An 18,139-nucleotide genomic window follows, 5' to 3' on the forward strand; every position below is an offset into this window, starting at 1 on the left:
AAGGTGCGCCCTACAGGGATCCGATTATCCCGGGTTTTACTCCGGCTGGATCTTGCCGCCGTGGTTTTGGCGGCACTCGTTCATGACGCGGAGCCAGATCTCGCGGAGGTCGAAGAGGCGCGGTGTGGCGTATTCCTTAAAGCGGAGCGCATGCGGGGTGGCGGAGGCGTCGGGCTCGTTCAGGCGGGCCAGCGTGAGATTGAGTTCACGAAGGGCCTTCTTGAAGAGGACGACGGCGAGGGTGTAGTCGCCCATTTCGAGGGCTTGTACGGCCTGGAGCGCCTGTTCGTGACCACGGTAGAGGAGGGACTGCAGGGTGATGCCAAGGGCGGGGGAGACACGATCAGGCTGGGTGGCGACACGCTCCCAGTGCGCCAGCAGGCTCAGGTAGAGGGCGCGGGTGGAAATATAGACCGGGTTGCGGTGGAGGGTATAGGGGTCCCATTCGCCGTCGAAAATCTCACCCACCTCATCCAAGTCGACCTCCTCGTCGAGGGCCTCGGGAGGCTCGGCGAGCTCCCAGCCCATGCGGCGGGCCGCTTCGTCAATCCGGTCCATCGAGACGGGCAACTGGTCGTAATGCTTGATGTAGTCGCGGACGGCGGTCTCTTGGTTGGCGAGGTATTTCTGCCAGTCAGCCTCGCTCCAGGAAAGTTCTCCGCAATCGTCCCAGTCGTTATCGAACAGCCCGTCGGATTCAGGATTGATCATGTAAGGAAGGCGCCTTGCGGCGTCGGGGCAAAGAGTGCTTAGACCATGCCGGCTGGCAAATAAAATTCCGGTCCGGCCGGCCGGCGCACGCGGGCGACTGGTGTGCGCAGGAGGTTGCCTTCGCAACATCCTGAAGCTGCATGGCTAGGCGATTTTCTCCCACACCCAGTCGGTGCCCCGTACCCGCCACTCATACGTGTCATCAAATCGGGCGCGAGCCTCCCGCTGCTCCGTGGGGTCGAGATGGATGTATTCCATGATGATGAAAGTCGGCTGCCGGATCGACAGATCCAGCTGGCGAAGGATTTTCCAATCCCACCCTTCCGCGTCGATATGCAAAACATCCAGGTGACTCACGCCACCTTGGGCGAAGACCCCCTCCAAGGTCAGGCCTCGGAGCGGCAATGCGCGGATGTAAGGTTCAAGCCGGGCGCAATCGGGGTGCTTGAGGATATGATTCCTGTCCAGTGACCCCAACAGGTCGGGTTCAACGGTCAGATCCGGGAAGAGCGATTTAGCCGCGGGATCAACGTAATAGAACGTGGCGGGAGACCCATCGTTTACTGCCGCGGCCAGGTACGTGAAGCGCGGAGAGTTGCCCCAGCACCTACGGGCACCGTCAAGCAGGTGGGGCACCGGTTCGACGAAGACACAGCGCATCAGCGGGCGGCTGATTAGCAGGGCCGCCGTGGGGTCATCTTGGAAACCATCGTTGGAGCCGATCTTCACGATCGTCGCATCAGGCGGCAGCTTGCGGCTGCGGCGGAGCTCAAACTCCAGTGAGGTCCGGCCCGTGAGACCCCGCCACAATCCCTCCAGCGCCCCGCCCAGAACAGGCAAAGTCTTGACCTTTTGGCGGAAAGTGAGGGCAGCAACGGCGTGGGTCATGCGAGGGTCTACAGGCTCCGGTACGACCACGGTGCGGTCAAGCGCCCGCAGGCTGGTCTCTGTCCGGTCACCCTGCGACGGAAAGGATTGTCACGCTGGGGCCCGGGGCTTTGCTGGCGCCATGTCCGGGGTTTATCATGCGACGGTTTATTTCAGCGGCCGGGTGCAGGGCGTGGGCTTTCGCTACCAGACCCTGCAGGTGGCCAAGGAATTCGATGTTTCCGGCTGGGTGGGCAACCTGGCGGATGGCCGGGTGCAACTCGAGGCCGAGGGCCGGGCGCAGGAGGTGAAGGATTTCATCGCGGCGGTGCAGGAAAGGATGGAGGGCCACGTCCGCAAGGTTGAGCAGACCAGCGGCACCCGCCCGCCGGAATTCGTCGGTTTTGCCATGCGCTGACCATGCTGATTGGCGACCACTGGGCGGTGGAATTGGACGGCTTCTCGAAAAGGCATGCGGCCGGCCGCGGGCCGGGCGAGCGGGTGATGGCGGTCGAGGGCCTGACGCTCAAACTCGCGCCGGGGCAGATCCTCGGCTTGCTGGGGCCCAACGGTTCGGGCAAGACGACGACGCTGAAGGCCCTGGCGGGCCTGTTGGTCCCGACCACCGGCCGGTGCCGGATCATGGGGGCGGAGGCCGGCAGCACCGGGGCACGGGCCCTGGTGGGCTACCTGCCAGAGGCGGTCCGGTTCGCCCCGCATCAAACGGGCGAGGAATTTCTGCAGTATTGTGCCGGCCTCAGTTCACTGCCACCCGCGCGGGCCGAGGCCCGGATCAAGACGGTGCTGGCCTGGACCGCGCTGGGACCGGCGGCCGGCCGGCGGATCGCCACGTACTCCAAAGGCATGGCGCAGCGGCTCGGGCTGGCCCAGGCGGTGTTGCACGAGCCGCGGGTCGTGCTGCTCGACGAACCGACCAGCGGGCTCGACCCCGAGGGCCGGCTGGCGTTGGTGCGCCTGATCCGTGACCTGGCGGGGCAGGGGTGTGCCGTGGTACTGACCTCGCATCTGCTCGCGCAGGCCGAGGAGGTGTGTGACCGGCTGGCGTTGCTCGGGCGGGGCCGGCTGTTGGTGAGCGGCCCCACGGCCGAGCTGCTGGGCGCGCAGACCCGGCCGGTGGCGGGGGCGTCGCGGCTGGAGGAACTCTATCTGGAGAAAATCCATGCCGACGTCTGAAACCGATCCCTTCCCCGCGGGGGCGGCGCTGCGGCGCGGGCGGCTCGTGGCGCAGCAGACCCTGGCCGAGGCGCTGCGGTTGCGTCTGACAGTGCTCTTCGGCGGGGCGGGGGCGGCGCTGGTGTTGTTGGCGCTGGGTCTGCAGGACTTCAATTTTGGGGCGGCGGAACTGACCTTCATCGCGGATTTCGGCCTCGGGGTGATCAGCCTGTTCGGCACGCTGCTCGCGGCGCTGGGCATGGCTCACCTGTATTTCCGCGGGATCGAGGGCGGGGTGGCCGCGTGCCTGCTGACGCGCGCGGTGCGGCGCGGGGAATACCTCGCCGGCCAGCTGGCGGGCGTGTTGGCGCTGTTGGCGCTGTACACCGCCGGCCTGACGCTGGTCCTGGCCGGCATCCTCCTTGGGCGGGGGCCCAACTCGGGGTGGCTTCCCTGCCGCTGCCGTTGCTCCTGCAGGCGGGCGCGCTGGTGTGGCTCAAGATCTCGCTCGTGGCCGCCATGACGCTGCTCGTGTGCAGTTACGCGGGCTCCGCGCTGTTTGCGAGTGTGGCCGGCCTGATGCTCGCGGTGGCGGCGCACCTGCGACCCTTCACGGCGGCCGAGGGTTGGCTGGCCTGGTTGCGGGTCTGGCCGAATCTCGGGCTGTTCGATCCCGCGCCCTTGCTCGCGGGGACGGGCTTTGGTCTGCCGGGCCTGTTGGCGCTGGCGGGTTACTGGCTGGCGTACCTGATGCTCTTTGGCGGACTCGCGGCGTATGTCTTCTCGCACCGTGAATTTTAAGCGGCGCCACCAGGTGTGGCCTCCCCTCCTGCTGCTGGCCGCAGGGTGGGTGCTGCGGCCACTGGAGCCGCGATTGCTGGGTCCGGGTGACGTCCCACGGCTGGCGGCGGCGGGTGGGATCCCGGTGGCGGTGCTGGGGGGGATGCGGTCCGCTGCGGCCGGGGCCTACTGGCTGCGGGCCAACCTGGCGTGGGAACGGCAGGATCCGGTCGAGACCCGGGTCTGGCTGGAGCGGACGGTGGCGGCCGATGAACGCCCCCTGTATTTCTGGCTCAATGCGGCGCGGATGATCGCGCATGATTTTCCGGCATGGCGCCTGACGGCGGATGCGCCGCTCGCGCTGCGGCAGCGGGTGGAACGGGAGCAGGCGGAGGCGGCGCTGGCCTGGCTGGACACCGGCGTGCGGCGGCGCGGACCCGCGGCCGGGCTTTACCTCGAGATGGCCGACCTCCGGCTGCGGGTGCTGGGGGACCGGGAGGGCGCGGCGCGGTTGTTCCGGCTGGCGGCGGAGCAGCCGGGGGCGCCTTGGCAAGCCGCCCGGCTGCATGCCGAGATGTTGCGGCTGCTCGGGCGACCGGCGGAGGCGCTGGCCTGGCTGCGACAGATCCTGCCGGGGTTGCCGGCGGACGACCCGGCGGCCCGGCGGGAAGTCGTGGTGCAGCGGATTGCAGAGCTGGAGCGCCTGACGGGCGGGTGATGAGCCTTTGACAAGGCCGGGGGATGCACTTGGAGTGGTGCCATTCATGAACGACGAACTGCTGATCCACTGGCCCTACCTGCTGGGCGCCCTGGCGATGCTGTGGTTTCCCCGGCAATGGCTGCGCAACGGGGCCCGGTTGTTCAAGCGCCGTCGCCGGTCGGAAAGCGCATTGGAAAAGCTGACGGGCCGGGGCGCCCGCGACCCCGATGACAAGTCGGTCCACCTGGGGAAGGAGTTCACGACCTTTCGCAACTACATCGACCTGTTCCGCGGCCTCGCCGGCGGGTACGGCCTGTCGACCTTTGCCTTCACCGCCACGGGCCCGGACGCGGCGACGACCCTGCTGCTGATTCAGGGCGGGGTGCTGCTGGTGGCGGGATTCATCCAGGCGGTGCGGTTCGACGGGGGGCGGCTGAGTTACTTTGCGCCGATCTTCTGGTTCGTCGGCCTCAGCGCCGGGTTCCCCGCCCATTACACGGGGCTCTTTTCGTTCATCCTCGTGCTGGCGATCAACCCCGCGATCCCGAATCCGCGTCTCTTTCTCACGGCCTATGGGATGATTCTCCTCGGGCTGGGTTTGGTGTTTGGCGCCCCGTCGATGCCCAATGCGATGGCGGCGGGCCTGGTGTTGCTGGTGCCGCTGGCGAGTTTGCTGTCCAAGCGCCCGGTGGTGATTTTCTCGCGGAAGCCCCGGGCGACCGCGGGGGTTTCCGGATGACTGCGACCGCGGGCTGGCGACCCTGGCTGGAAGCCGCGCGGCCGCGGACGTTGCCCGCGGCGGTGATCCCGGTGATGGTCGGCACGGCGCTGGCGGCGGCGCACGGGGCGGCGGATTATGTCCAGGCTGTGGTCTGCCTGACGTTTGCCGTGCTGGTGCAGATCGGGACGAATTTCGCGAACGACTACTTTGACTTCGTGCAAGGGGCCGACACGCCGGCGCGGGTGGGGCCGCGGCGTGCGGTGGCGGCGGGCCTGATCGCGCCGGGGCGGATGCTGGCGGCGACGGCGGGGGTGCTCGGGGTGGCGTTTGCGGTGGGGCTGGTGCTGGTGATCAAGGGCGGGTGGGTGCTGCTGCCGATCGGCATCCTCAGCATCGTGTGCGCCGTCGCCTACACCGGCGGGCCGTTTCCACTCGGGTACAACGGGCTGGGGGATGTCTTCGTGTTCATTTTCTTCGGGCTGGTCGCGGTCGGGGCCACGTTTTACGTGCAGACAGGCGGCGTGACGTCGGATGTCGTGTCCTGCGCGGCCGCCATCGGGCTGCTGGCGGCGAACATCCTGGTCGCGAACAATTATCGGGACGTCGAGACCGACACCCGTGCCGGCAAGCGGACGCTGGTGGTGCGCTTCGGGCGCCGGTTTGCCGTCTGGCAGTATGCCGGGTCGCACCTCGTGGCGCTCTTGTGTCCGGTGGCGTTGCTGGTGACGGGGGGCTACCGCTGGCCGATTTTGCTGCCGCTGCTGCTGACGCCGCAGGCGATGGCGCTGACGCACCGGCTGGCGCGCTCGAGTGAACCGGCGGAGCAGATCGCGTTGCTCGGGCGGACGGCTCTGTATCTGGCGGCGTTCGGGGTGTTGCTGAGCGTGGGCGTGGTCGCGGGGAGGTAGACCGCGCGGCGGGCTGCAGCGTGAGGTCCGGCCCTTGGGTCGGGCGACGGGCGCAAAAAAGGCGGGGTTCGGCGACCCCGCCCTACAATGGTCAGATTCAGACTGACGTCAGATCTTGCCGGCGAGCTTCGATTTGAGGGAGGTCTTGTCCATCATGCCGACGTACTGGTCGGCGACCTGGCCGCTCTTGAAGAGGAGCATGGTCGGGATGGCGCGGACGCCGTACTGGGCGGCGAGCTCGCCGTTGTCGTCGACGTTGACCTTGGCGATCTTCAGCTTGCCGTCGAGTTCGGTGGCGAGCTCGTCGAGGATCGGGGCGATGGCCTTGCAGGGCCCGCACCACGGCGCCCAGAAATCCACGAGAGTGGGCGTCGCGCCAGCGACGGCGGCGGCGAAATTGGCGGTGTCGAGGTGGGCGATTTTGTCGGACATGGGGATGAGTTAAGTTGTTGGGGCGGGAAAGGCAAGCCGGGCGCGGAAGATGATGGGGGAGGCTGAGGGAAAGAGGTCGGGTCGTGCTACCCCTCAGCGCGGGGTGGACTTGTGGATGATCTCGGCGAGTTCCTGGGGCTCGACGGCGTGCAGGTGCTTGCCGCGGGTTTTCAGGGTCTCGAAAGTCTTGATCACGGTCTCGGTCATCCGGCCGTGGGTTTCCTCGGAGCCGCCGACGATGGTGAACTCCTCGGCCCGGGTCAGGCGCTTGTGGCCATCCGCATGGTCAAGACCCACGCCCAGGAGGTGGGCGGACTTGGGTTTACGGCGTCGGGGAGCTTTCTTCATCGGGAGCAGGCAACGTGTCCGGGACGGCATCCGTTTCAAGCGGGATCTCGGAGGCCTCGACGGCGGTGCAGACGATATCGGTGAAGGCCTCGTCCTGCTGGACGCGCAGCTTGTTGAGGCGGGTGAGCTCGAGCACGGCCAGGAAGGTGGCGACGAGCCGGCGGAGGGTGATCTTCTCGGCGAAGAGCTGGGAGAAGACGAAGGATTTCTGGGTCTTGATGCGTTCCAGGAGGTATTCCATCTGGTCGGCGACGGTGACCTGCTCGGCGTGGATCTCGCCGACCACGAGTTTCTCGGCGAGGCGGCGGAGGACGAGATTGAAGGTGTTCCAGATCTCGATGCGGTCGCCGTGCTTGAGCGGGCGCTCGGAGGCGGGGGCGAAGGCGGAGGCGGGGCGCGGGAGCATGTTCTGCGCGTCGAGGGACATCTGCCCGAGGGTGCCGGCGGCCTCCTTGAATTTCTTGTACTGGATCAGCTGATGGACGAGTTCCCAGCGGGGATCGAGGTCATCATCGTCGGCGTTGGGGTCGACGGCCTGCTGGTGCTTGGGCAGGAGCATGCGGCTCTTGATCTCCATCAGGGTGGCGGCCATGACGAAGAACTCGCCGGCGACCTCGATCTGGAGCTCCTTCATCGCGTAGATGACGTCCAGGTACTGCTTGGTCACCGTGGTGATCGGGATGTCGTAGATATCGAGTTCGCTCTTCCGGATGAGGAAAAGGAGCAGGTCCAGGGGACCCTCAAAGACGGGGAGTTTGATGCGATAATCGGCTTCGGCAACCACGGGGCGAGTCGAGGGCCCGGCCGGACCCGGCGCAACCGGAAAAGTGCCGCGGAGGGGACTACGTTACGGTTCCCGACACGGGCACCGGCAGCCGGCTGGCGGCGCTGCCCGGAGCGCGAGCAAGCACGCTGGCCCACCGGGACCGCGGGCGGCTAAGGCGCCTTGGCCGCCAGGCGGCGCAGGTGGAGACGGGCGAGGCCGAGTTCGACGGTCTGGACCTCGTTGGTCGCGACGCAGAGCTCAAGGTGGCGCGTGGCGGTGGGGAGGTCGCCGGCCAGAAGGGCCATGATGCCGATGAAGTAATGGGCTTCGCAGACCTGATTGTTGCGCTCGGGGAGGCGCTGCGCCTGGGCTGCGTCCTTGAGGAGGGATTCGGCGTTGATCTTCCCGGCGAGGTAGAGGCCGATACGCTTCTGCCAGCAGTCGGGCCAGGTGAAGGCGTCGGCGAGGTAGGCGTCGGTGGGTTTGCCCTCGAGCCGGCGGGTCAGCAGGTCGAGGTGGAAGCTGGCGTAGAACCAGACGACGTTGTTGGCCTTGTCCTCGGCCAGGGTGAGGGCGCGGGCGTAGTCGGCGCGGGCCAGGTCCGGGTTCTCGAGCATGTCGTGCAGCATGGCGCGGTTGAGCACGTATTCCGGGACATCGGGGAGGAGGCTGATGCAGCGATCCGCGTCGGCGAGGGCCGCTTCGGTGTGGCCCAACTCGTGGTGGACCCAGCTGCGGGCGCTGTAGGCGCGGCTGTAGTCGGGGGCGAGAGTGACGGCCTGGTCCAGGGCGGCGAGCGCCTCGGGCATATGGCCGGTGTATTTCAGCGTGTAGCTGTGGAAAACATGGGCGGCGGGGAATTTCGGGTCGGTGCGGAGGGCGGCGGCGAAGTCTTCGCCCGCGGCCTCCAGTTCCCCGAGGGCGAGGCGGGCCTGGCCGCGCTTGAGGTAGACGCGTTCAAGGGAGAAGGGGTGGGCGGCGCGGATCTGGACGCTGAAGTCCTCGATGGCCCCGGGGTAGTCATCCAGCCCGAGCTTGGCCTCGGCGCGGCCGGAATAGGCCAGGTAGGCGACCGGCATGAGGTCGATGGCGATCGTGAAGTCGCGGAGGGCGCCGTAGAAATCGCCGGTCTCGTTGCGCACGAAGCCGAGGCCGGTGAAGATGCTGACCAGCTTGGGGTAGCGGCGGAAGGCGTCTTGGAACGCGAGGAGGGCACCGGCGGCGTCGCCGGAGGATTGGAGGTTGAGGGCGTTTTCCAGGGCGGCGCGCGCCTCGTTGGGGGAGAACTGGAGCGCCATGTCGAGGGCGCGCATGGCCTCGACATACTCCTGCTTGAAATAGTGGCCCTCGGATTGCTCGAGCAGGCGGTCAGCGAGTTCCTCGTTGGAAAACGGATTGGGGGCGGGAGCCTCGGTGGCGGGCGGCGGGGTGGGTTCCGGCGCGGCTGCCGGCGGGGCGTCGGTGCCGCGCAACGGGAGCAGGCCCAGGATCAGACTGGCGAGGAGGGCGCGTCCCGGCGTCAGGTGCATGGCCGGGGAGCAGAGGCGGGGCGGGGGGACAAGTCGAGCCCGGGTTGGTGGGAAGCGGCCGATCCGCTTCAGCTCTGGGGCTTCAGCTGGCCGAGGAGGTTCCGGAATTCCGGGTCGGTCTTGAGGATTTCCAGATCGGGGTCCTGGAGCATCCAGTCGGCGTCATCGTAACCGAGGGAGACGGCCTTGCGGAGGGACTGGAGGGCGGCGGGGCGCTTTTTGCAGAGGGCGAGGGAGCAGGCCAGGTTGTAGTGGGCCGTGGCGTTGTCGGGCTCGAGGCGGACGAGCTTGCGGTCCATCTTCAGGCCGTCGGCGATGCGCCCGACCTTGGTGTAGAGCCCGCCGAGCAGGCCGACGACCTCGGTGTAGGCGGGGCAGCGGCGGTGGACCGCCTCGTAGAACTCGATTTCGAACTGGGGATCGGGCTTGGGGGACCGGGACATGATGGGGCGATTGCCGAAAAAGGGCTGGTCACTTCTTGGTCCGGTTCGGACAGCGGCCATTGCCGCGGAAGGCGATGCACTGGGCGCTGACCTGCAGGCGCTGCGTGATGGGCTTGAGGCCGAGCTTCAGTGAGACGGTGCTGCCGTACCATTCCATGAAGGGCGCGCTGATCTCGAAGATCTTGTCGCAGTCCACGCACACGACCTGGGCGACCTGGCTGCTGCCACCCTGGGTGGCGGGACGGTAGAATTTCTCACCGGTGCCGATGTCCACCTCGCGGAGCACGTGGCTGCCGGTCATGAGGGGGAGGGTGCGGTAGACGGTGGCGCGGGAGACCGAGTCGTCGATGAGCCGGGCCCGGTCGAGCAGTTGCTCGGCGGTGAAGTGGTCGGCCTGGGCCATGGCGGCGTTGAAGATGGCCAGGCGCTGGTTGGTCACGCGGTGCCCCTGCTCAGTCAGGTAGGCTTGGAATTTTTCGCGGGCGGATACGTCACTCACTACGGGTATGTCGGCGGGGGGCGCGGGACCTGTCAAAATCAATCTGTGGGCATGGATTGCGGGGAAATAGGGTTGGGCGGAAAACACATTGCCTCGTCCCGGCGGCCCACGCTCACTGGACCCCATGATCGTGGGTGTCCAGCCGCTGGCGGGTTTTGACAAGCTCCTGCACTACAAGGTGCCGGAACACCTGCGGGCGGAAATCCACCGCGGGTCGCTGGTGCGGGTGCCGATCCTCAACCGGCCGCAGGTGGGGCTGGTGCTGGAGGCGGACACGATCGCCGACGTGCCGGTGGAGCGGTTGAAGAACATTCTGGAGGTGATGCAGGACTATCCGGCGCTGACCCCCGACCTGCTGGCGTTGGCGAAGTGGATGCATGTGTATTATGCTGCGCGGATGGAGTCCGTGCTGGAGGCCATGATCCCGGCCGCGGTGCGGGACGGCACGCGGTTGAAGGAGGAGCGATTTCTCGGTCTCGCGCGGCCGGCGACGCCCGATGAGCTAGTGGCCTTGAAGAAGAAGGCGCCGCAGCAGGCCCGCGTGGCGGAGTTCCTGGCGCAGCAGTTTCAACTGGTGAAGAAATCCCTGTTGTTGTCGCGCCTCGGCGTCACGGCCGCCGTGGTCACGGCGCTGGTGAAACGCGGTTTGGTGCGGGAAGAGGTCCGGCACGTGGAGCGCGTGGCCTACGCGGACAACTGGAGCGGCGGCGAGGTGGTCACGGGGCTGCCGCCGAAGCTCAATCCGGAGCAGACCGCGGTGGTGGACTCGGTGGGCGAGAGCCTGACGAAAGGCAAATTTGCCGTGCACCTGTTGCACGGGGTGACCGGGTCCGGGAAGACGGAAGTCTACCTGCGCGCCGTCGAGCAGGTGCTGGCGGCGGGGGGCAGTGCGATCTACCTGGTGCCCGAGGTGGCGCTCACCCCGCAGACCGTGTCGCGCCTGCGTGGGCGGTTTGAGGCGGCCGGGCACCAGACGGTGGTGTGGCACAGTCATCTGGGGGAAGGCGAGCGGCTGGACGGCTGGACGGCGCTGGCCTCGGGCAAGGCGCGCGTCGTGGTTGGCGCGCGCTCGGCGATCTTTGCACCGGTGCGCGACCTGCGGCTGATCGTCGTGGATGAGGAGCATGAGCCGGCCTACAAGCAGGACGAAACTCCGCGCTATCATGGTCGGGACGTGGCGGTTTATCGCGCTAAGCTGGCCGGGGCGACCTGCCTGCTGGGCTCAGCCACGCCGTCGCTGGAGTCGTTCGCGAACGTCAAGAGCGGGAAGTACCGGCTTGATGTGCTGACCAAGCGGGTCGACGACAAAAAGATGCCCGACATCCAGATCGTGGACATGCGCATTGAGGTGATGCGGCAGCGCGGGCTGGTGACCTTGTCGCGGCTGCTGGTGAACCACATGCAGGCGCGGTTCGAGCGGCGGGAGCAGACGATCCTTTTCATCAACCGGCGCGGCTACTCGTCGAGCATGCAGTGTCGGAAGTGCGGCCACGTGGAGCAGTGTCCGCATTGCAGCGTGGCGATGACCTATCACCGGGCGGATGAGACGTTGAAGTGCCATTTGTGCGGCCACCAGCGCGGCTCGCCGGCGGTGTGTCCGAGTTGCGCGGCGCCGGACATTCGGTGGCGCGGCCTCGGCACGCAGCGGGTGGAGGAGGCGGTGCGGCGGGTGTTGCCGCGGGCGCGGATGGAGCGGATGGACACGGACACGATGTCGAAGAAGCATCGGTTCCGGGAGATCCTCTCGGAGTTCCGCGCGGGCAAGATCGACGTGCTCATCGGCACGCAGATGATCGGCAAGGGCCTGGATTTCCCGAACGTCACGCTGGTGGGGCTGGTGGACGCGGATTTGTCGATGCATGTGCCAGATTTCCGGGCGAACGAGCGGACCTTTCAACTGCTGGTGCAGGTGGCGGGCCGGGCGGGGCGGGGCGACCGGTCGGGAGAGGTGGTGGTGCAGACCTTCACGCCCAAGGCCGACGCGATCCAGTACGCGAAGCGGGCGGATTTTGACGGCTTCGCCGAAGTGGAGCTGGGGGTGCGGAAGCAGTTCCAGTATCCGCCGTACCGGCATTTGATCCATCATCTCTTCCGCGGGAAGAACCCGGAGAAGATCAAGTTTTACGCCGAGCACTGGGTGAAGCAGGTGGAGAAGGCGCTGGGCAGCGCGGTCGAGATGCGGGGGCCCACGCCGTCCCCGATCGAGAAAGTGAAGGACGAGTACCGGTACCAGATCTGGTATTTCTGCGCCCGGGCGACGAAGGTCGTGCCGGAGTTGGTGCGGCTGCAGGCCGAGATGAAATGGCCCGACGATGTCACGCAGATCCTGGATGTGGATGCGATGAGCTTGATGTGACCACGGCGGCAGGCCGGGCCAGTTTGGGCTTTATCTGTGTTCATCCGTGTTCATCTGTGGTTCAGTTTTTCCAGCACGAACGATGAAAATCTACTTCATGGGTATCGGTGGGACGGCGATGGGCAATGCGGCGCTGTTGGCGCGCGCGGCGGGGCACGAGGTGCTCGGGGCCGACACGGGAGTGTATCCGCCCATGAGCACCGTGCTGGCGGCGGCCGGCATCGAGGCGCATGAGGGCTACGATCCCGTCCGGTTGGAGCGGCTGAAGCCCGACCTGGTGGTCATCGGCAACGCCATGTCCCGCGGCAATCCCGAGGTCGAGTGGCTGCTGGACACGCGGGCTCTGGCCTTCGCCTCGCTGCCGGCGCTGCTCGCGGACTTTGTGCTGAAGGGGCGGAAGAACATCGTGATTGCCGGCACGCACGGGAAGACGACGACCACCGCGTTGACGGCCTTCCTGCTGCGCGAGAACGGCCGCGACCCGGGCTTCCTGATCGGCGGTGTGCCGCAGGACCCGCCGGTGGGCAACCACCTCGGCGCGGCGGCCGATCCCTTTGTGATCGAGGGCGACGAGTACGACAGCGCGTTCTTCGACAAGCGCAGCAAGTTCATCCACTACGCCCCGCATGTGGCGGTGCTGAACAACCTGGAGTTCGATCACGCCGACATTTTTCGCGACCTGGCGGACGTCCAGCGCACCTTCCTGCACCTGGCGCGCATCGTGCCGCGCAACGGCTGGATTGTGATCAATGGCGACGATGACAACCTGCGGGCACTCGGGGCCTTCCCGTGGACGCGGGTCATCAAGGTTGGCACCGGCGAGGGGAATGATGTCCGGATCACCGCCTTTGCCGAGTCACCGGCGGGGGTGACGTTCACCCTGGTCTGGCGGGACGAGGAACCGCAGGTCGTGCGGTGGAACCAGCCGGGCCTGTTCAACGCGCGGAACGCCGCGATGGCGGCGGTGGCGGCGGCGCTGGCGCTGTTTCCCGACGACCCGACGCAGCTCAAGCTCGATGGGTTGGCCCGCTTCCGCGGAGTGAAGCGCCGGCAGGAACTGCTGGTGGACACGCCGCGGCTGAAAGTGATCGAGGATTTTGGCCACCATCCGACGGCGCTGGCGGAGACGATCACGTCCCTCCGCGCCCGGTACCCGGGGCTGGTGTTGAGCGCGGTCTTTGAACCGCGCAGCAACACCGCGCGGACGAAGGTGATGCAGGCTGGGTTCACGCGGGCTTTGGCTCTGGCCGACGAGGTGTACATCGGGGCGGTGAGCCGCGCCGAGAAGCTGAAGGCGGAGGAGCGATTCGATGTCGAGGCGGTGCTCCAGCATCTCGAGGTGCAAGGGGTGCATGCTTACACCGCGGAGACCAATGCGGCTTTGAAGGAAAAACTCACGGCCACGATCCGGGGGGCGGCCCAGCCGCAGCTGGTCGTGTTCTTCACCAACGGCTCGTTCGACGGGATTATCGGGACGTTTGTGGCGGAAAACCGGGCGCCCGGCAACGGATAGAGGGCGGGCGGCGAACAACCCGTCCGGAGGCCCGGTTCCACCCCGCGGTGGGACGTCGCCGGGCGATCACGCCGTCGGCATGATCAGGGCTAGGCGGCGGGCCGGTCGCGGACCGGGACGGTGGGATCGGCGGGCTTCGCGGCGCGGAAGCCGGGCAGCAGGGCCTCGACGGTGGATTTCAGCGCGGGCAGGTAGACGGGCTTTATGAGGTAGTCGTCCATGCCGGCGCCGATGCATTTCTCGCGGGTGCCGGGGGCGGTCAGGGCGCTGACGGCCACGATCGGCACATGGCGGCCGGGAGCCTCCTCGGCGCGGATCTGGCTGGCGGTGGCGAAGCCGTCCACCTCCGGCATCTCGAGATCGGTGAAGATGATCGCATACCGGTTGGCCGCGGCGAGCTTGACCGCTTCCGGGCCGCCCGAGGCGAGGTCGGCCTCGAGGCCGAGGCGGCGGAGCATGACCTTGAGCAACTCGCGGTTGAGGCGGGCGTCGTCCACCACGAGGGCCCGGGTCCAAAGCGGGACCGGCGGGGCGGTGTCGCCGGCGGCGGGTTTGTAGCCAAGACCGCAGGCATCGGCCGAGTCGCTGGCGAACATGAACGTGAAGGTGGTGCCCTGGCCCACGGTGCTCTGGAGGGTGATGGTGCCGCCCATCAGGTCGCTGAGGCGCTTGCTGATCGCCAGGCCCAGGCCGGTGCCGCCGTGGTGTCGGGTCGTCGAGGTGTCGGCCTGACTGAAGGCGCGGAAGAGCAGGGGGATCTTGTCGGCCGGGATGCCCACGCCGGTGTCGGCGACCTCCAGCGTGAGGCGACCGTGCTGGGCGGTGCCCGGGTCCGGTTGCCAAGTGGCGCGGACGGTGACGGAGCCTTGGGTGGTGAATTTCAGGGCGTTGCTGAGCAGGTTCAGCACGATTTGGCGGATCCGGGTCGGATCACCGAAGAGGGTGAGGGTTTCCGGTAGCTGGTTGTCGAAATTCAGCTGGAGCTGCTTTTGGGCGGCATGCGCGGACATGAGTTCCATGACCTCGTGCACCAGCAAGGCGGGGGCCCAGGCAATGTGCTCGAGCTTCATGGCGCCGCTCTCGGCCTTGGTGTAGTCAAGGATGCCGTTGAGCAGGGTGAGCAGGCCGCTGCCGGCGCGGTTGATCGTGTCGACGTAGCGGCGCTGCTTGGGGTTGAGCTCGCTGTCGGCGAGGATGCTGGCGAAGCCGAGGATGGCGCTGAGGGGGGTGCGCACCTCATGGCTCATCAGGGCGAGGTATTCGCTTTTCGCGGCGCTGGCGGCGAAGGCGGATTCGCTGGCCTGCTCGAGCCGGTTTTGGATCTCCTTGCGTTCCTCGATCTCGGCGCGGAGGCGGGAAATGAAGGCGCCACTCGCGAGGAGGATGGCGACGAGCACCAGGGTGATGCCGAGCACGAGGGCCCGGATGCTGCCGAGGGCCTTGAGCCAGGTCTCGGCGGGGTAGTCGATACCCACCCCGGCCTCGATCCGGCCGTCGGGACTGTAGATCGGGGCAAAGGAGGAGACCCAGACGCCCCAGCGATCCGCCATGATCTCGGATTCGAACACGGTCTCTCCGGCCAGGGCTTGGTAGAATTTCGGGGTGGCCTCGTCGTAGAGCTCGCCGATCGGGGTGCGGGCTTCTCGATCCTCATCATACTTGCCGTCGCGGTCGTAGTCCGTCTCCGAATCGACGATGAGGTGGATCCGGCCGGCGGCATCCTGGCGGTAGGTGTAGATGTCCGCGATCGTGCGGTTGGCGGCGAGCCAGGTTTTTTGATGGTTGATGATCTCGAGGTAGAGCGGGTCGTCCGCCAGAGTGGCCTCGTTGATCCGATCGTGGCCGTGCTGCGACAGTTCGGCGGCATAGGTCGGACCGAAACCGGCGAACAACTCCCGGAGGCTGTCCATGCGGCTGCGTCCGGCCCATTCGGCGGCGACGGTGCCCAGGACCGCGAGCACAAGGGCGGCGAAGTAGAAGCGGCATGAGATACAAGGCCCGCTGCCACGTTGCGAGAGACGGCGCCGCAGCATCCAGCAGGCGATCGCGACAAACGTCAGCAGGATGATCGCATCGCCGCGAAAGGTGAGGAAGAGATGTTGGGCTTGGAGCATGGCGGCCGCGCCTCTCGTCCGGTGCCTGCGCGCACGCCTGACCACTCGCCCGGAATCGAAATACGCCGATGACTCGTTATCGGCTGTCTTGTCCCGGTCTTTAGGGTAAAAACCCTAGGAGGTCACTGTGCCTGCTTCGCGATCTTGAACTCTTTGGGCTGCTGGCCTTTGGGGAGGGCGAGCAGATCGTAATCGTGGTATCCGGTGATCTTGACGTCCACAAATTCGCCCACCGTGAGGTCGCGGGATACGTAGATCCGGCCATCGATATCGGGGGCGTCGGCCTCGCCCCGGGCGACGCCGGGTTCCTCGACGAGGACGCGGAGCGTGCGGCCGACGTAGGATTTGGAAACCTCGGCGGCGATGCGCTGCTGGAGGGACATCAGCTGGTGCCAGCGGGCTTCCTTGACCTTGGGCAGAATCTGATCGGGCATCTTGGCGCCGCGGGTGCCTTCCTCCTGGGAGTAGCGGAAGACGCCGAGGCGCTCGAACTTGGTTTCCTCGATGAACGTGCAGAGTTCGGCAACGTCGGCGTCGGTTTCGCCGGGGAAGCCGACGATGAAGGTGGTGCGGACGGCGATGCCCGGGATGCCGGCGCGGATGCGGCCGATGAGGTTGCGGATGTAGTCGCCGCTGGTCTCACGCTGCATGCGCTCCAGCATGTGGTCAGAGATGTGCTGGAGCGGGATGTCAATGTAGCGGGCGACCTTCGGGCATTCGGCGATGGTGCGGATGAGCTCGTCGCTCCAGTGGGCCGGGTGCGTATAAAGGAGGCGGATCCAGAAATCGCCCTCGATGGCGTTAAGCTCGCGGAGGAGGGTGGTGAGGGCGGTGCCGCGGGAGGAGTCGACCGGGGTGCGCGGATTCGGGCGCTGTTCCCAGGTGTCCATGCCGAAGAAGGTCGTGTCCTGGGAAATGAGGTTCAGTTCCTTGACGCCCTCTTGCACGAGGCGGCGGGCTTCCTGGACGACGCTGTCGACCGTGCGGCTGCGGTGGCGGCCGCGGATCTGCGGGATGATGCAGAACGTGCAGGGGTGGTTGCAGCCCTCGGCGATCTTGACGTAGGCGAAGTGGGCGGGGGTGAGCCGGAAGCGGGGCGTGTTATAGTCCGGGATGTAGGTGGACTTGCCCTCGATGAAGTTGGCCGGGGCGGCCTTGGATTCGCCCTGACCGCGTTCCTTGGCGTAGATTTCCTGGATGATGGGGGCGACCTTGGTGACCTGGTCGAGGCCGATGAAGGCGTCGACCTCGTCGTGCAGTTCGGAGGAGAGGTCCTTGGAGAAGCGCTGGGACATGCAGCCCGCGACGATGAGCTTCTGTTCCTTGCGGCGCTTCTTCATGCCCTTGTGCTGGTGCACCTCGAGGATGTGGCCGATGGACTCCTCCTTGGACGAGTCGATGAAGGAGCAGGTGTTGACGATGACCACATCGGCCTTCTCGGCCTCGGGGATCACGGTCATGCCGGCCTCGTGCAGGTGACCGACCATGATCTCGCTATCGACGAGGTTCTTGGCGCAACCGAGGGAGATGAGGCTGACTTTGATCATGCGATCCGGCGTGGGCAGGGTGGCTGGCGGACAGGCCAAATGAAAACGGCCCCGACCAGGCGGGGCCGCGACAAGTGGGGGTGCTGCCGGCGGGCCTTACTTCTTTTTGGACGCCTTGATGGCGGCCTGGATCTTGGCATTGCGGCGCTTGTGGTAAGCGACGCGGCGTTTCTTTTTGATGTGCTTGTTGAGTTGTTGACCCATAGATGAAGTAAGTGAGCGGTGTTTGTGCCCGAAAGGGCGCGCATTAGTCAAGCGTCGGTCTGAGAAGGTATTTTAGGGGCTTTCCTGCCCCTGCGGGGCACACGGGCCGGGTCGACCGCTCTCCCCACGCAAACTCGCGGCAAACTGGCGTCGGTTTTGCTCAATACCGGGCGAGGGTGGGGTCGATCTCGCGGGCCCAGGCGTCGATGCCGCCGGCGACATTGGTGACCTGCGTAAAGCCGTTGGCGCGCAGGAATTGGGTGACCCGCAGGCTCCGGCCGCCGTGGTGGCACTGGACGAGGATCAGGCGGTCCTTGGGCAGGGCCGCCAAGGCGGCCGGGACCTGGCCCATGGGGAGGTGTTGGCTGCCCGGAATGGCGCAGGTGGCAACCTCGCTGGCTTCGCGCACGTCGAGCAGCAGGGCGCCCTCGGCCTGCAGGCGGGCGGCGGTCGTGACATCGATTTCAAGGGGAGTGTCCATGGGGTGGAGAATCAAAGCGCCGGGCGGTTGAATGACAATCCCGTTAA

20 protein-coding genes are annotated in these 18,139 nt (G+C 66.8%); 9 read left to right on the forward strand and 11 right to left on the reverse strand.

Annotated features, from left to right (window positions below; genetic code table 11):
- Window positions 1–36: 36 nt before the first annotated feature.
- Window positions 37–711, reverse strand: coding sequence for a hypothetical protein (locus Verru16B_RS12795; RefSeq protein WP_069962645.1), 675 nt, complete (start codon window positions 709–711; stop codon window positions 37–39).
- 144 nt (window positions 712–855) lie between these two features.
- Window positions 856–1,599 (reverse strand): FkbM family methyltransferase, encoded by a 744-nt coding sequence (locus tag Verru16B_RS12800; RefSeq protein ID WP_069962646.1) that lies wholly within the window; start codon window positions 1,597–1,599, stop codon window positions 856–858.
- Between the two features lie 121 nt (window positions 1,600–1,720).
- Between Verru16B_RS12800 and Verru16B_RS12805 the strand changes: the two genes are divergently transcribed.
- From Verru16B_RS12805 to Verru16B_RS12835, 7 genes are read left to right on the forward strand one after another with little or no spacing between them, the layout of a single operon-like run.
- Window positions 1,721–1,996: an acylphosphatase gene (locus Verru16B_RS12805; protein WP_069962647.1), complete on the forward strand. Its 276-nt coding sequence runs from the start codon at window positions 1,721–1,723 to the stop codon at window positions 1,994–1,996.
- 2 nt (window positions 1,997–1,998) lie between these two features.
- A complete protein-coding gene (locus Verru16B_RS12810; RefSeq protein WP_069962648.1) occupies window positions 1,999–2,772 on the forward strand; it encodes an ABC transporter ATP-binding protein in 774 nt (257 codons plus the stop codon).
- Window positions 2,759–3,274 (forward strand): hypothetical protein, encoded by a 516-nt coding sequence (locus Verru16B_RS12815; protein ID WP_069962649.1) that lies wholly within the window; start codon window positions 2,759–2,761, stop codon window positions 3,272–3,274. The genes Verru16B_RS12810 and Verru16B_RS12815 overlap by 14 nt, the downstream gene beginning before the upstream one ends.
- A complete protein-coding gene (locus Verru16B_RS12820; RefSeq protein ID WP_157772405.1) occupies window positions 3,196–3,552 on the forward strand; it encodes a hypothetical protein in 357 nt (118 codons plus the stop codon). Before Verru16B_RS12815 ends, Verru16B_RS12820 begins: the two co-directional genes overlap by 79 nt.
- A gap of 13 nt (window positions 3,553–3,565) precedes the next feature.
- On the forward strand, window positions 3,566–4,249 hold the full coding sequence (locus Verru16B_RS12825) for a tetratricopeptide repeat protein (protein ID WP_069962651.1): 684 nt from the start codon (window positions 3,566–3,568) through the stop codon (window positions 4,247–4,249).
- A 46-nt stretch (window positions 4,250–4,295) separates the two neighbouring features.
- The gene (locus Verru16B_RS12830; RefSeq protein ID WP_069962652.1) at window positions 4,296–4,970 is read left to right on the forward strand and encodes a hypothetical protein; all 675 of its coding nucleotides are present in this window, start codon (window positions 4,296–4,298) and stop codon (window positions 4,968–4,970) included.
- The gene (locus Verru16B_RS12835; protein ID WP_069962653.1) at window positions 4,967–5,860 is read left to right on the forward strand and encodes a 1,4-dihydroxy-2-naphthoate polyprenyltransferase; all 894 of its coding nucleotides are present in this window, start codon (window positions 4,967–4,969) and stop codon (window positions 5,858–5,860) included. Before Verru16B_RS12830 ends, Verru16B_RS12835 begins: the two co-directional genes overlap by 4 nt.
- 108 nt (window positions 5,861–5,968) lie before the next feature.
- On the opposite strand, the gene trxA is transcribed toward Verru16B_RS12835, so the two are convergent.
- The 6 genes from trxA to Verru16B_RS12865 all read right to left on the reverse strand — a co-directional run bounded on the left by trxA (window position 5,969) and on the right by Verru16B_RS12865 (window position 9,877).
- The gene (trxA, locus tag Verru16B_RS12840) at window positions 5,969–6,292 is read right to left on the reverse strand and encodes a thioredoxin (protein ID WP_069962654.1); all 324 of its coding nucleotides are present in this window, start codon (window positions 6,290–6,292) and stop codon (window positions 5,969–5,971) included.
- Between the two features lie 93 nt (window positions 6,293–6,385).
- On the reverse strand, window positions 6,386–6,640 hold the full coding sequence (locus Verru16B_RS12845; RefSeq protein ID WP_069962655.1) for a hypothetical protein: 255 nt from the start codon (window positions 6,638–6,640) through the stop codon (window positions 6,386–6,388).
- The gene (locus Verru16B_RS12850) at window positions 6,615–7,424 is read right to left on the reverse strand and encodes a segregation and condensation protein A (RefSeq protein WP_069962656.1); all 810 of its coding nucleotides are present in this window, start codon (window positions 7,422–7,424) and stop codon (window positions 6,615–6,617) included. Before Verru16B_RS12850 ends, Verru16B_RS12845 begins: the two co-directional genes overlap by 26 nt.
- Before the next feature lie 152 nt (window positions 7,425–7,576).
- Complete coding sequence (locus Verru16B_RS12855) at window positions 7,577–8,935, reverse strand: tetratricopeptide repeat protein (RefSeq protein ID WP_069962657.1); 1,359 nt, start codon at window positions 8,933–8,935, stop codon at window positions 7,577–7,579.
- A 68-nt stretch (window positions 8,936–9,003) separates the two neighbouring features.
- A complete protein-coding gene (locus Verru16B_RS12860) occupies window positions 9,004–9,378 on the reverse strand; it encodes a TPR end-of-group domain-containing protein (protein ID WP_069962658.1) in 375 nt (124 codons plus the stop codon).
- Between the two features lie 28 nt (window positions 9,379–9,406).
- The gene (locus tag Verru16B_RS12865; protein ID WP_069962659.1) at window positions 9,407–9,877 is read right to left on the reverse strand and encodes a Fur family transcriptional regulator; all 471 of its coding nucleotides are present in this window, start codon (window positions 9,875–9,877) and stop codon (window positions 9,407–9,409) included.
- A gap of 124 nt (window positions 9,878–10,001) precedes the next feature.
- On the opposite strand from Verru16B_RS12865, the gene priA reads away from it, so the two are divergent.
- Together priA and Verru16B_RS12875 are read left to right on the forward strand one after the other, a co-directional pair.
- Window positions 10,002–12,233: a replication restart helicase PriA gene (gene priA / locus Verru16B_RS12870; RefSeq protein WP_069962660.1), complete on the forward strand. Its 2,232-nt coding sequence runs from the start codon at window positions 10,002–10,004 to the stop codon at window positions 12,231–12,233.
- 82 nt (window positions 12,234–12,315) lie between these two features.
- Entirely contained in the window at window positions 12,316–13,746 is a 1,431-nt protein-coding gene (locus Verru16B_RS12875; protein WP_069962661.1) for a UDP-N-acetylmuramate--L-alanine ligase, read from the forward strand.
- A gap of 89 nt (window positions 13,747–13,835) precedes the next feature.
- Here Verru16B_RS12875 and Verru16B_RS12880 read toward each other — a convergent pair whose 3' ends face one another.
- The 3 genes from Verru16B_RS12880 to Verru16B_RS12890 form a co-directional block, all read right to left on the reverse strand.
- Window positions 13,836–15,860, reverse strand: a complete 2,025-nt coding sequence (locus tag Verru16B_RS12880; protein ID WP_069962662.1) for a hybrid sensor histidine kinase/response regulator — start codon at window positions 15,858–15,860, stop codon at window positions 13,836–13,838.
- Window positions 15,861–15,982: 122 nt separating this feature from the next.
- Window positions 15,983–17,407: a 30S ribosomal protein S12 methylthiotransferase RimO gene (gene rimO, locus Verru16B_RS12885; RefSeq protein ID WP_069962663.1), complete on the reverse strand. Its 1,425-nt coding sequence runs from the start codon at window positions 17,405–17,407 to the stop codon at window positions 15,983–15,985.
- 364 nt (window positions 17,408–17,771) lie between these two features.
- Window positions 17,772–18,092 (reverse strand): rhodanese-like domain-containing protein, encoded by a 321-nt coding sequence (locus tag Verru16B_RS12890; RefSeq protein WP_069962664.1) that lies wholly within the window; start codon window positions 18,090–18,092, stop codon window positions 17,772–17,774.
- Window positions 18,093–18,139: the final 47 nt, after the last annotated feature.

Source organism: Lacunisphaera limnophila, assembly GCF_001746835.1.
GTDB lineage: Bacteria > Verrucomicrobiota > Verrucomicrobiia > Opitutales > Opitutaceae > Lacunisphaera > Lacunisphaera limnophila.